Annotated in this window: 14 protein-coding genes; 6 read left to right on the plus strand and 8 right to left on the minus strand. The window is 54.6% G+C overall.

Going from position 1 to position 13,419, the window contains the following annotated elements; all coding sequences use genetic code 11:
* The first annotated feature begins 175 nt into the window (after positions 1-175).
* The 6 genes from ACHZBS_RS11420 (at position 176) to ACHZBS_RS11445 (ending at position 6,692) form a co-directional block, all read left to right on the plus strand.
* Entirely contained in the window at positions 176-799 is a 624-nt protein-coding gene (locus ACHZBS_RS11420; protein ID WP_319406635.1) for a tetratricopeptide repeat protein, read from the plus strand.
* A gap of 83 nt (positions 800-882) precedes the next feature.
* Positions 883-2,031: a hypothetical protein gene (locus tag ACHZBS_RS11425; protein WP_319406636.1), complete on the plus strand. Its 1,149-nt coding sequence runs from the start codon at positions 883-885 to the stop codon at positions 2,029-2,031.
* Between the two features lie 378 nt (positions 2,032-2,409).
* Positions 2,410-3,723 (plus strand): dissimilatory-type sulfite reductase subunit alpha, encoded by a 1,314-nt coding sequence (dsrA, locus tag ACHZBS_RS11430; RefSeq protein ID WP_319406637.1) that lies wholly within the window; start codon positions 2,410-2,412, stop codon positions 3,721-3,723.
* Positions 3,724-3,738: 15 nt separating this feature from the next.
* Positions 3,739-4,884 carry a dissimilatory-type sulfite reductase subunit beta gene (dsrB, locus tag ACHZBS_RS11435; RefSeq protein ID WP_319406638.1) on the plus strand — a complete coding sequence of 382 codons (1,146 nt, stop codon included), beginning with the start codon at positions 3,739-3,741 and terminating at the stop codon, positions 4,882-4,884.
* 74 nt (positions 4,885-4,958) lie between these two features.
* Complete coding sequence (locus ACHZBS_RS11440) at positions 4,959-5,207, plus strand: dissimilatory sulfite reductase D family protein (RefSeq protein WP_319406639.1); 249 nt, start codon at positions 4,959-4,961, stop codon at positions 5,205-5,207.
* Between the two features lie 42 nt (positions 5,208-5,249).
* Positions 5,250-6,692: a cobyrinate a,c-diamide synthase gene (locus ACHZBS_RS11445; protein WP_319406640.1), complete on the plus strand. Its 1,443-nt coding sequence runs from the start codon at positions 5,250-5,252 to the stop codon at positions 6,690-6,692.
* Between the two features lie 103 nt (positions 6,693-6,795).
* Here the strand turns inward: ACHZBS_RS11445 and ACHZBS_RS11450 are convergent, their stop codons facing one another.
* From ACHZBS_RS11450 to ACHZBS_RS11485, 8 genes are all read right to left on the minus strand, one after another.
* Positions 6,796-7,275 carry a cytochrome c3 family protein gene (locus ACHZBS_RS11450; protein WP_319406641.1) on the minus strand — a complete coding sequence of 160 codons (480 nt, stop codon included), beginning with the start codon at positions 7,273-7,275 and terminating at the stop codon, positions 6,796-6,798.
* A gap of 99 nt (positions 7,276-7,374) precedes the next feature.
* Positions 7,375-9,096, minus strand: a complete 1,722-nt coding sequence (locus tag ACHZBS_RS11455) for a YcaO-like family protein (protein WP_319406642.1) — start codon at positions 9,094-9,096, stop codon at positions 7,375-7,377.
* Entirely contained in the window at positions 9,093-9,875 is a 783-nt protein-coding gene (tatC, locus tag ACHZBS_RS11460; RefSeq protein ID WP_319406643.1) for a twin-arginine translocase subunit TatC, read from the minus strand. The genes ACHZBS_RS11455 and tatC overlap by 4 nt, the downstream gene beginning before the upstream one ends.
* 5 nt (positions 9,876-9,880) lie before the next feature.
* A complete protein-coding gene (locus ACHZBS_RS11465; RefSeq protein WP_319406644.1) occupies positions 9,881-10,300 on the minus strand; it encodes a twin-arginine translocase TatA/TatE family subunit in 420 nt (139 codons plus the stop codon).
* Positions 10,301-10,439: 139 nt separating this feature from the next.
* Complete coding sequence (locus ACHZBS_RS11470; protein ID WP_319406645.1) at positions 10,440-11,660, minus strand: MltA domain-containing protein; 1,221 nt, start codon at positions 11,658-11,660, stop codon at positions 10,440-10,442.
* Positions 11,657-12,145, minus strand: coding sequence for a cyclic pyranopterin monophosphate synthase MoaC (moaC, locus tag ACHZBS_RS11475; protein ID WP_319406646.1), 489 nt, complete (start codon positions 12,143-12,145; stop codon positions 11,657-11,659). The genes ACHZBS_RS11470 and moaC overlap by 4 nt, the downstream gene beginning before the upstream one ends.
* A 28-nt stretch (positions 12,146-12,173) precedes the next feature.
* A complete protein-coding gene (locus tag ACHZBS_RS11480) occupies positions 12,174-12,533 on the minus strand; it encodes a molybdenum cofactor biosynthesis protein MoaE (protein ID WP_319406647.1) in 360 nt (119 codons plus the stop codon).
* Positions 12,534-12,548: 15 nt separating this feature from the next.
* Positions 12,549-13,154, minus strand: a complete 606-nt coding sequence (locus ACHZBS_RS11485; RefSeq protein ID WP_319406648.1) for a molybdenum cofactor guanylyltransferase — start codon at positions 13,152-13,154, stop codon at positions 12,549-12,551.
* Between the last annotated feature and the right edge of the window lie 265 nt (positions 13,155-13,419).

A 13,419-nucleotide genomic window follows, 5' to 3' on the forward strand; every position in this document is an offset into this window, starting at 1 on the left:
CCGGTTTGGACGGCACGCGCAACAATGGCAAAACACTAAGGAAGTTGGGGTTTTATGTCAAGCAAAAAGCAGGTCGGCCTCAATTATTTTCCTTGACACATGAAGGCAGTCACGTTACCTCTTTCAACTTTAAATAAAAATCTGATCGGTGTAACCACCGGAAAAGGATGTTATCATGGAAAAAGCACCCAATGCAGAAGCGTTCATTGACCAGCAGAAAAATGCCATCGCCTCAAATCCCGACTGCGGCACCTCCCATTACAACCTTGGCGTAGCCTTGCTGGGTCAGGGAAAGATTGAAGAAGCCAAACAATCATTGTTTGCGGCCATCGAGTGCAGCCCCGGCCTGGCCGAAGCCTACGTCCAGATTGGCGGCATTTGCCTGAAGCGCGGCGATATGGATGGCTGCCTGGACTGGAACCAACGGGCCGTCAAAGCCAAGCCCGGTTTTTCTGAGGGATGGGGAAACATCGGCTTTGTCCTGCTCCAACGCGGTGACGTGGAGGGCGCCATCAAAGCCCTGGAAAAAGCCACCGTGTTCAATTTCAGGTTTATCCAAGCCTTTGCCACCCTGGCCAACGCCTACCTGATGAATGGCCAGATCAAAGAGAGCATCGAGGCCAACCTGAAGGCACTGAAGCATTCTCCTGACTTTGCTGTCGCCCACAACAATCTGGCCATTGCCTACCTGGAAGACGGACAACCGGCTCTTGCCGTTGAACACGCCGACAAGGCCAGGGAACTGGGGTATGACGTGGCACCGGAGATACTTAAAGAACTGGAACCCTACCGCACCTGATTGAACCTGTCGGGTATCCCGACCGAGACAGCCACTGGTCCGGATACCCGTTTGAACTCACATTTTCCGATAGCCCCTTCCCCATGCCGACCGTTTCTTATTTTCTATCCACAACCGATTATCCCATTGATGAAGATCACCCGTTGTGGCACTGTCCGTTGCCTGACAATCGTCTGTCAGGAACAAAAAAGCCAGAATCGATTGGCACCGAAGCCGTTACTTATGGCAGATATTTTTCAGCGGTCTCCCAATTTTGCGAGGCCGCCGGGTGGGACCGGATTGTAAAGGCCGCCGCCCGTCAATTGGAGCGGCCGATCACGCAAAACGATTTGGGACACCTGTCCATCTTTTTAGAGAAGCACGGAGCTTTTTACCACCCGGCCCGACTCCAGGTGGTGGTCAGGGATCGGAGACTCCGCTTTGTGGTCAACGTGGCGGCATCCAGCTACGGACGCCAAGCGTTGTCCCGCGAGGTAATGGCGCTGGAACATCTCAACGATCAACGGCCTTTTGGATGGTTCCCAAGGGTTTACAGCTGTTCCTATGACGAACTGCCCATGTTTCTGGGTGACTGGTTTGACGGCTTCCATGAATTTCACCTGACCCGACGACCCGACAGCGACGAACCCGCCATCGTGATCTGGGATGGGGCTGAGGCCCCCTGTTTGCTTTCAAAAAAACAGGCGGCGGATCTGTACCGCAATGCTGCCATGATCCTGACCGCCAGCTACGATCCGATCACCTCATTTCAGATCTTTCCCTGGCACCACGCTGCCGGCGATTTTGTTGTCCGCGTCGAAGGAAAAGGGGTGAAAGTCAGGCTGGTCACCGTCAGAGATTATGTTGCCATGGTCGGCTCCGCCTCCGGATCCGTCAATGAGAGGTCGATTTTGGATGCCCTGCTGGTTTTTTTCATCCACCTGTCCGTGCGCATGCGTCTGGATCGGCTTGACGGGGTGAAAAAAGTTGCCTGGGCGTCGGACCGCTGCCTGGCGCCAATGATCGACGGCTTTTTTATGGGACTGGATCTGACCGCCCGGATGAGTGGTTTTCCCGAAGCCTTTCCCAAGACCTTTCGGCATTATTTCAACCACCATGATGGGGCGGATTTATTGACCTTGGCACGCAGGATCACCAAATCTGTTTTTGATCAGCGGACCGAAGAAAGCCGTCTCACAGACTGCCACCTGACCCGTCATGTCCAAGGACTTCGCCGGCTATTGGCCGCTTGATAACAAGGGCTGCCGAACACACCGAAAGAAAGCACACCACCTCAAAAGGAAGGAACGGTGGTCAAATGCCCCAAATAGAGATCGAACACCACATGGAGACTTTTTGGCAACGATGCTTACAACATTTTGTATGAAGGCCCCATCGTTACCGACGCTTATAGCTTAACTGCGCGAAACCATGCTTTTTTATTGACAAGCCCCATGATTAATTCTATATCTGCTCCTTGAAGTTTATAATAAAAAAACCACGTGATTTCAATAATCCCGACAATATATGAAGAAAAAAATCGAGAGGAGGTGACCTTGAAACCCCCCGTCGGGGACGGTTCTATTTTTATTGGCAGGTTGGTTTAATATCAATTCAAATGGAGGTAAAAGATGGCAAAGCATGCAACCCCTTTGTTGGACCAGCTTGAGTCCGGTCCGTGGCCGAGCTTCGTGTCGGACCTGAAGCAGGAGGCCGCGCACAGGGCCAAGAACCCGAAAAACGTCGAATACCAGATCCCCCAAGACTGCGTGGACGATCTTCTGGGTGTCTTGGAACTCTCCTACAAGCATGGCATGACTCACTGGAAACACGGCGGCATCGTGGGTGTTTTCGGTTACGGCGGCGGCGTTATCGGCCGCTACTGCGACCAGCCTGAAAAATTTCCCGGCGTGGCGCACTTTCACACCATGCGCGTCAACCAGCCCGGCGGCAAGTACTACACCACCGAGTTCCTGAAGAAACTCTGTGACCTCTGGGAATTCCGCGGTTCCGGCGTCACCAATATGCACGGCTCCACCGGCGACATCATCTTCATCGGAACCTCCACCCCCCAGCTGGAAGAAATTTTCTATGAGCTGACCCACAAATTCAATCAGGATCTCGGCGGCTCGGGCTCCAACCTGAGAACTCCGTCCGACTGCATCGGCTCTTCGCGTTGTGAATATGCCTGCTACGACACCCAGGCGATCTGCTACAACCTGACCAACGAATATCAGGACGAACTGCACCGTCCGGCCTTCCCCTACAAATTCAAGTTCAAGTTTGACGGCTGCCCCAACTGCTGCGTGGCCTCCATCGCCCGCGCCGACATCTCTTTTGTAGGAACCTGGAAAGATGACATCAAAATCGATCAGGAAGCGGTAGCCAGTTACGTCGGCGGTGAATTCGCCCCCAACGGCGGGGCCCACAGTGGACGCGACTGGGGCAAATTCGACATCGAAAAAGAGGTCACCGGTCTGTGCCCGACCAAATGCATGAAGTACGAGGGCGGCAAGCTGTCGATCAACACCAAAGAGTGCACGCGGTGCATGCATTGCATCAACGTGATGCCCAGGGCCCTGCATATTGGTGATGATCGTGGATGTTCCATGCTGGTCGGCGCTAAGGCCCCGATCCTCGACGGCGCCCAGATGGGCTCCCTGCTGGTGCCTTTCATCAAGGTCGAAGAACCCTACGACGAGATCAAGGAAGTTATCGAAGCCATCTGGGATTGGTGGATGGAAGAAGGCAAGAACCGCGAACGCCTCGGCGAGCTTCTCAAGCGCCAGGGTTTCCAGAAATGTTTGGAAATGACCGGCATCAAACCGGTTCCCCAGCATGTTCAGGAACCGCGCCATAATCCCTACATCTTCTGGAAAGAGGACGAGGTAGAGGGCGGCTGGGATCGTGACATCAACGCATTCAGAAAAGACCACCAGAGATAGAGGGGAGGAATCGCAATGGCATTTATTTCTTCAGGATACAATCCCGACAAACCGATGACAGATCGGATCACCGACATCGGTCCGCAGAAATACGATCTTTTTTACCCGCCGGTCATCGCCAAGAATAAGGGCAAATGGCTGTATCATGAAATCATTAAACCCGGCGTTCTGGTCCACGTAGCCGAAAGCGGCGACGAATGCTACACCGTGCGCGTGGGCGGCGCCCGCCTGATGACCGTCACCCATATCCGTGAAATCTGCGCAATTGCCGATAAGCACTGCGGCGGCCACCTGCGCTTCACCACCCGTAACAACATCGAGTTCATGGTGGACGACAAAGCTAAGGTCGAGCCCCTGATCAAGGATCTGGAGAGCCGCAAATTCGATGGCGGTAGCCAGAAGTTCCCAGTCGGCGGCACCGGCGCCGGCGTCACCAACATCATCCACACCCAGGGCTGGATCCACTGCCACACCCCGGCCACCGACGCTTCCGGTCCGGTCAAGGCCACCATGGACGTGCTCTTTGAGGACTTCAAACAGCATCGCCTGCCGGCCCAGCTGCGTGTCTCCCTGGCCTGTTGCCTGAATATGTGCGGTGCCGTGCACTGCTCCGATATCGCCATCCTCGGTTACCATCGCAAGCCGCCGCTGCTGGACCATGAATATCTGGATAAGATGTGCGAAATCCCGCTGGCAATTGCCGCCTGCCCCACCGCCGCCATCAAACCGGCCAAGGTGAAGGTCGGCGAGAAGGAACTCAAGTCCGTAGCCGTGAACAACGACCGCTGCATGTTCTGTGGCAACTGCTACACCATGTGCCCCTCCATGCCGCTGGCCGACAAGGAAGGAGACGGCATCGTTCTGATGGTTGGCGGTAAGGTCTCCAACCGCATCAGCACGCCCAAGTTCTCCAAGGTTGTTGTGGCCTTTATTCCCAACGAAGCTCCGCGTTGGCCCTCGACCACCGCAACGATTAAAAAGATTGTCGAGGCCTACTCCGCCGGCGCAAATAAATACGAGCGCCTGGGTGATTGGGCCGAAAGAATCGGCTGGGAGCGGTTCTTCGAAAAATGCGAGCTTGAATTCACCCATCATCTGATCGATGATTTCCGTGATCCCGCCTACTACACCTGGCGCCAGACCACCCAGTTCAAGTTCTAATGTTTTCCATATAAAAGAATCTTTGCAGGGGGAGGCCACGCGCCCCCCCTGCCTTCTTTAGAAAAGAGGTTACCATGGAATACGAAGAGGCAAAAAAGCTGATCGTAGAAGAGTTGACCAAGAAGTTGAAGACTAAATCCAAGTTCTACTTCAACGACCTCTCCAAAATTCTGGACATGAAACCCCGCGAGGCCAAAAAAATCGTCAACAAGCTCGTCGAGGAGAATGTCCTGGAATACTGGTCTTCGGGAAGCACGTCCATGTATGGGATGCCCGGAACTGGCAAACAGGCTGGGGCCGAGCACGAAGAAAAGGAAAAATAGCATTCCTTCGACGGCCTTGACCATCGATGGTGATCCGTCGCCATGTGTACGCTATTGAATCAGGCTCCAACCAACCAGCGTCCCATACCAACCCCGGGCATCGTTGTCGCCGCCCTGCGGGGGGGATCGGGAAAAACCATTTTTTCCGTCGGCATTATCGCTGCATTGCGAAGCCTGGGCAGGTCCATCGCACCCTTTAAAAAAGGTCCGGATTATATCGATGCCGGCTGGCTGGCTCTTTCGGCCGGCCGGCCCTGCTATAATCTGGACACCTTCCTCATCGATAGAGACACGATTCTCGAGTCTTACCACACCCACACGCAAAACACCGATTTTGCCGTCATCGAGGGCAACCGCGGCCTATATGACTGCATCAACACCGACGGGGAAACCAGCACCGCCCAACTGGCCAAGCTGCTAGGCCTGCCGGTAATCCTGTGCATCGACGCCACCAAGACCACTCGCACCATGGCTGCCGTGGTGGGGGGGGTCGTTGCCTTTGACCCCGGTGTGCGCATTGGCGGCGTAGTGTTGAACCGGGTGGCCGGCAAGCGGCATCAAAATATTCTCACCCGCAGTATCGAGGAGTACACCGGCATACCGGTCCTGGGAGCCGTGCCGAAACTGAAAGAACAGCGTTTTCCCGAACGCCACATGGGGCTGGTGCCTACCCCTGAACACAGCTGGGCCAATCCCGCTATCGATGCCATCCGCCTGGTGGCGGAAAAGCATCTGGATCTCAAGCGAATCCAGCGTATAGCCGCAACGGCAACATCGGCTGAATTTGAAGGGATATTGAAAACCGATGCGCCTGAAATCACGTTAAATTCAGACCGGCCCACCATCGGCATCCTCAGGGATGCGGCTTTTCAGTTCTACTACCCGGAAAATCTGGAAGCTCTCGAGGCCGCCGGCGCCAGACTGGTCTTCGCCAGCCCGCTGACCGATCGACATCTTCCGCCGGTGGATTCCCTTTATATCGGCGGAGGTTTTCCGGAAACCCACGCCCGTGAACTGGAAGCGAATACGGCTTTCAAAAACGAATTAAAAACCCTGGCACAAAATGGACTGCCCGTATATGCCGAGTGCGGGGGGCTTATGTATCTTGGGGAGCGTTTGATTTTATCGGAAGGCACATTTGAAATGGCCGCCGTCCTGCCGGCGGTATTCGGCTTTTCTAGACGGCCCCAAGGCCATGGATATACCATCATCCGAGTGGAAAAGGAAAACCCGTTCTATGCAACAGGAACGACTCTATTAGGCCACGAATTTCATTATTCGAGTGTAAAGGAATGGAAGGGAAAAGATGAAAATCTGGCGTTTTCCATGGAGCGCGGCGCCGGCTTCCTGAAGGGAAAAGACGGGGTTTGTATAAATAATGTTCTTGCCACCTACACCCACATCCACGCTTTGGGAACGCCCGCCTGGGCCAAGACGATGGTCAAAAGGGCTCTGATCTATAAAGCCAGCCAGACCAAACCGTGACGAATCAAAGGAAAAAGTCCCTTTTTATTGATAAAACAGAAGCGGGGTAGCACTACCGATAGCAGCGCTGCCCCGTTCAATGCATCTGACAAAAAAGGAAGGATTATTTTTCCTTCGGGTGACATTTGGTGCACGTCTGCGGTGCAGCCTTGGTCTTGTTCTTCTTGTTGAAATCCTTGTGGCAGCTGATGCAATTCTCGTGGATGGCTTCGGCGTGATACTCCAACTCTTTTGCGGCGATCTCCTTTTTGGATGCCTTTTTTTCCTTCATTTCTTTTTTAAGATCGCCGGGCATCTGCCCGGGGATCTTGTGGCACTCAAGGCAACCCTTCACATCATCACCGGCCTTCAGGTCGGTCAAAGGCTTTCCCTTGTCGTCGTGGTGGCATTCACCACAGCCAACTTTGTACTCTTCGTGATGCTTTTTGTGACTAAACTCCACAATGCCTTTGGTGTGCTCGCTGTAGGCTTTGTGGTCCATCTTGATCACATCCTGAACCGCCGTGCCCGCATTAATGGATCCCGCGGCAAATATCATGGCCACACAGACTGCCGCCAATAAAATAAAAATTCTTTTCCCCATAACCACCACCCTCCTCTTCCCTAATTGGTTAAACACCCAAAATCACTCCACTTGAAATCTCTATCAATCCTTATGCGTACTGTCAATGGGAATTGAAATCTATTTTTGTTTATGTATTTTCAAATAGTTATTAAATAAACGCGGGTTGATTCGGCTGTATTGGTCGAAGTCTGCCATCATTTCGAAGCCAGGAACCAGGGCTTTGACAACAGGGATTTCCACGTCCTTGCGGGTAATCTCCACATATATGGGTGAAAAGCCGTTGGCCAGCAGCGTTTTTTCCACGAGCATCAGATCCTTATCCGGCGTGCCGGTGGAAAAATCCGGCAGGGCTTCAAACTGGAGCCAGGGCAGATCCGGCGATGCCGGGGCCGAAGGCGGACCACCAGGGTAGGGGTATGGCGTTTCGGTCAATGCCGAGAGCACGGCCCATTTGCCGTTAAGGTTGGCTCCACCGCCTTTGGCCACCGTGCCGTCCCGATGGGTCACAAAACAGGTGCAGCAGGGGATGCCGAAGGCCGGGCTGATGTCCTGAAACTGCAAATGAATGCCGCGCGCCCGGTAATCCTCGAACAGGGCCTTCATTTGGGAGTCCTTTGAATAGATCCGGAAGCAGCGGGATGGATGGTAAGGGTTCACCGCCTCGCTGTCCCGCTCGAGCACCTCATACAGGGCGCTGAGCCGAGCCTCGGCCAGGGTATTTCCCGAGGCCAGACCGGTTGAGCCCAGACCTGAAAACAGGGACCGCTCGTCCAGATTGCAAAACAAGAAGACGCATTGCACCGGCACCCATATGGGTTCGCTGCCGCCTGGTGTTAATCGTTCCCCCTCCATCCAGTAAAGTGGTTCGTCCCGGTAGGGCACCTCTAGTCCCAGGCGATTAGGGTCCAGAAGCACATAACCGCCGGCCGCCAACTTTGACAGGGAGCCATGGATTAGCGGATGGGGTCTGCGGGTTCCCGCGATGCCGTTTTCATCGACTCCGGCAAAGGCGCAGCACCGCTCGGCCACCTCCATGAGACAGGAGGCCCGGGCCGCTTCCAGGGATAGGCCTCGGCCGTATGAGGTCTGGATGCCGGATAGTACGTAATTCAGTCCGCCGCTTTTCACCGGGTGGTTAACCCCCCATTTCCGGAGCAGGGCGTAAAGGCTCAGCGAGGATTGATGCCGCATCTCCGATCCCTCGAAGATCTCCAGGCGGCTGAGTCGCTTCATGGCGTGTGCGATCGTCTCTTCCAGCGGCGGCCGAGGCTTGCCGGATCCATCCATGTCAACCGGAAGCCGGTCGATAATTGCCTGTAAATGGGCCTCGGCAGGCAATGGGTCATCGCTGCCGTCGACCCCTTCAACGGGAAAGACAAGCCCCGTGGTTGCCGGCGGTGGGAGGGGACGGTGCTGGGTCATGTTGGCATGAAACAGCCGTGCCCATTGCCGATGAACCGCCTGGTCGGCCAGCTGTTCGGATCGCAGAAACACCAGCGGTGTGCGGTCTGCCAGAATTTGGGTCTCGCCTGGTTTGAATTGTTCCTTGACCTCGGCCAGGCGTGGGTCAACCGTAGCGGCTTCCAGAACCAGCGCCCGAATCACCGGGTCGCTGTCCATCTCTGATTTCAGAAGGGCCACCACCGACCCGAGATCCATCTCACCGATGGATTCCATCAAATGGGCATGCATGAAACTGTCGTTGGGGTGCCGACGCAGGTATGCAAGCCCTGCCTCAAGCGTCGGCAGATTCTGGGGAACCGGCGCAAAGTATCCGGTGCCGGCCGCCGTCTCTCTTAGATCAAGACGGTAATGAAGAGACCTCCGGGTCTGGCTCATTGATCGCTGGAGCTCTCAGCTTCAGCGGCCGGTTGCGATGCTTCTTTTTTCTTGCCGAAAATCCGGGCGCCGACAATGCTGATTTCGTACAGCACCATCAGCGGCAGGGCCATCATAATCTGAGTCACCACGTCAGGCGGAGTTAATATTGCCGCACCAATAAAGAAAATGAGAATCGCATATTTCCTGTTTTTCTTTAAAAATTCAACGGATACAATGCCCAGGCGCGCAAGGAAGGTAAGCACCAGAGGCAGCTCGAACACAAGCCCGAAGGCCAGGAGCAGCTTGGCGGAAAAACTCAGATACTCCTTCATGGATGGCATGGGGCGGATGGTTTCCGTGGCAAACCCCAAAAAGAATTGAAACCCGAATGGAAAGACGATGAAATAGCCAAACAGGGCGCCCCCAACAAAGAAAATCGACGAGAGAAAAACGACGGGAATCATCAGCCGCTTTTCCCGGTCGTAGAGGCCCGGCGCAACGAACATCCAGAACTGGAAAATAATCACTGGCGAGGCGACCATGAGACCGGAAAGAAAGGAAACTTTGAGAAAGGTGAAAAATGCTTCAGGCAACCCGGTGTAAATTAGGGTTTCCCCCTCTTTCATGACGGAAATCAGGGGATGGGTAAGGATCTGAAACAGCTTTTCCTTGAATCCGTATGAGATAACAAACCCGATGCCCACGGCAACAAAGCAGGTAATCAGGCGCTTACGCAACTCTTCCAGGTGAGCGGTAAAGGGAATTTTGTCTTCCGTATCCTTTTCCTGGTCTGCCACGTTCCTTACCCCTTGCGTGCTTCAGAATCCGGGTCGGATCCGGTGGCAGGCATACCGCCGTCGGCTGGGGTACCCTCATCGGAATCCGAAGCATCTGTGTCCCGGCGGTCAAAAGCCGTCTTCAGTTTGTCCATCGCGTCGCCGTCACGGCCTTCCGGTTTGTCGGCTTCAGGGGTCTGATCCTTACTGTTGGTGTAACCCTTGGTCTTTTTCAGATCATCCTTGCCGATGTCATTGAAGGCGGTTTTAACCTCTTTGAGTTCCGTATCGATCTGCATGCTTTCTTTCAGATCGCTGGTCGCCTTCTTGAATTCCCCCATGGCCTTTCCTAAGGACTTGGCCAGATCCGGCAGTTTCTTGGGTCCAATGACGATCAGGGCCACCGCCAGAATCAGGATCATTTCCGGCATTCCGATACCGAACATGAATGTCTCCTTTACTACGCTTGAAGTGCATGCTTGCTAAAATGGGCAACACTACTGGTTTTGCCTGGGGGTGTCAAGACAAGAGCACGGCGTTATTCCGCGAAACCAGGGGCTAAATCAATCCGCGCCGGAACACGGCTTATTGGATCTCCGGAACCAACACCAACAGGTAAAACGACCCTCTTTGCTGCATGTGGCCGGCAGCAATCTGCGCATAGGGTCCGTTGCCCCAGAAGATGTCCACGCGTCCCGGTCCCCGGATAGCCCCGCCGGTATCCTGGTTCAGGGCAAAGGCAGAAAAATCCATCCACCGGTCGATGCGACCGTTGCCATCCACCACGGGGATCTGGGTTTGCAGGAAGGCCGGGGCGGCCAGGGGAAAAACCCGGTGATCAACTGCAACGGAGCGGCCCGGTGTCAGGTCCACGCCGATCGCGCCGATGGGTCCGGATGTTTCGGTTTTGAAAAAGACATAACTGGGATTGTGGTTGAGCACCGCGTCCACCTCGGCGGGATGGGCATTCAAATAGGTCTTGAGCCGCTGCATGGACATCTCCTCGGCCGGGATCTTGCCCTGGTCGATGAGCAGCCGGCCGATACTACGGTAAGGGTGGCCGTTGGAACCGTGGTAGTGTACCCGAATAAAGGAGCCGTTGGTCAGGTAAATCCGCCCGGAGCCTTGTATCTGGAGAAAAAACAGGTCGACCCGGTCGTCCACCCAGGCGATGGGCGGTGCTTTTTGAGCAAAACCCCTGTCCGCCTCGATGGCCTGCCGATCCGGGTAGGGCACCACCGTATTGCCCTGCAGACGGCCGATGATGCGCTTACCTTTGAAATCTTCCGAAAATGGGGAAAGGTCGATAACCATCAAATCCTCGGGAATGGCATGCACCGGATAGCGGAAACGGGCGTCGGGCGTCAGGCTTCCCTTGAGATGGGGTTCATAGTAGCCGGTAAAAAGAACCTGCCCGCTCTCGGCCCCCCCGCTGGATTGGTACACCCGGTAGCGGTCGACAATAAAACGGTTCACCGCCGCCGGGCCGGGTCCAGTTTCCACGAAAGTCCGCAGGGTCTCCAATGACCGAACCAGGTGAATCGCACTGTAGGTGTCCCTTCCGAAGCGGAAGGTGCGCTCGGCAGGCACCCTGCTGAGATATTCCAGGCTTTTGCCGATCCCGTAGGAAAGGTTGTCCAGAAAGAAACCGTCTGAAAAATTGGGATAATCCTGCACGGAAAGCCGGATCAGCGCTTCAGCCGGTTTGACGGGGGGCTTTTGAAAAAGGGTACAGCCTGCAACCATTAAAATGGACATGCCAAGGGTAAACAGCTTAACGGCAGGATAGATTTGTTTTTTTTTCATGGGGTTGCGTTTTCACGAACAAACGTGCCGCTCTTACCACCGGTCTTTTTGAGCAGGCAGAGATCCGTGATGGTCATGGATTTGTCGATGGCCTTGCACATGTCGTAAAGGGTGAGGGCTGCCACGGAGACGGCGGTGAGCGCCTCCATTTCCACTCCCGTCTGATCGTGGATACGCGCCGTTCCTTCGATGCGGATGGCATGGCGGGAAGCATCGGGAAAAAAATCAACCTGTACGTGGGTCAGGTTCAATGGATGGCACATGGGAATCAGATCGGCGGTCTTTTTAGCCGCCATCACCCCGGCAATACGGGCCGTCTCCAAAACATTCCCCTTTGACACCGTACCGGCAACAATCCGCTGGAAGGTCTCCTCCGTCAAATGGACCACGGCCTGGGCCACCGCGGTCCGCCGGGATGGTTTTTTTTCGGTCACGTCTACCATGCACACCCGGCCCTGGCTGTCAATGTGGGTCAAATCGGCCATATTTCTCTCCCGGTCAAGAGGAAGCGGATCAAGCAAAATACTCGGTTTTGGCAGTTACCGTGGTTTTAATGGCATTCAGGGTATCTGTCAGGGCATCGATAACATTTTCCCGGACGTCCCCGGCCACCACCAGCATCATCACGTCATCACCGATGGTGAGGTCGGTGTCGGCGGCAATCTCCACCTGAATGTCCATAATCCCTGCCCGGGCTCTTTGTTCGGTAAGCAACCGCTTCAATCGTTCCCGGTCGACAGCCACCCGCAGGCCCGTCACCTTCCGGCCGTCGCGGGAGGTTCCCCTTACCACCCCGTTGTGGCACAAAATCATCCCCACCTGGTCGTAGGCCGGATGTGTCTTTATTTTTGAAATCAATTTATCTGCATTCATTTTCCCACATTCTCCTCAACCATTCTGCTGATAAAGGGCTTCCGCCAGAACCAGATCCCCGGGGGTGTTGACATTGAAAAAAGAGATGAGGTGAGGGTCAACCTTCCTCAGGTCGGCTTCGTCAAGTGTTTTCACGCGAACCTTTCGAAACAACCCCTGGATCTTCAACAGGTCCCGCTCCAGCTGCGACACCATGGCCGGCAGGCAGGTTTTTTTATACACGGCAACCATCGGCTCGTAGCCGGCCGATGTGGAGGGAACGATGATATCCACTTTGGGCGTGACTGCGTCCAACAAACGCTGGATCAGCTCGCCCTTGATAAACGGCGAATCGCAGGCGGCAAAAAAAGCGTATTCATGGGCTGCGGCAAACAGACCGGCATGAAGGCCGTTGAGCGAACTGCGCACTGAATAGTGGTCGGTAACGATCAGGGCATCGACATCCGTGTAGGCTGCCGGATCGTTTGTCACCAGTACAATCTGATCGAACCGCTGGGCATAGACGTCCAAGAGGCGATCCAGGATGCGCTTTCCGCCGATGCTGATGAAGGCCTTGTTTTGTCCGTCAAATCGTTTGTTTTGTCCGCCGGCGAGAATCACGCCGGTGCAGGGTACCGCCATTTAGCAATCTCAGCATAGATGGGTTCAAGAGGCCGTGCTGCTTTAAAAATTAAGGAACCATTTACGATCAAACATAGAAAAAACCTTTTTTAAAAGCAAGGAGATTAAGGGAATCTTGACTTGCCATGGAAAGCCTCATCGGTTAGGTAGTGTTCATTCAAGTGAGGTGGCTTCGGGTTCAAGCCAAGATCGTAGCGGGGATAATACCGATGGCGTAGCAGTGCTGCGCTGAGACTTTTAATAGAACGAGAACGAGGGGTTGAGC

Origin of the sequence: uncultured Desulfosarcina sp. (assembly GCF_963664155.2) — a bacterium.
GTDB lineage: Bacteria > Desulfobacterota > Desulfobacteria > Desulfobacterales > Desulfosarcinaceae > Desulfosarcina.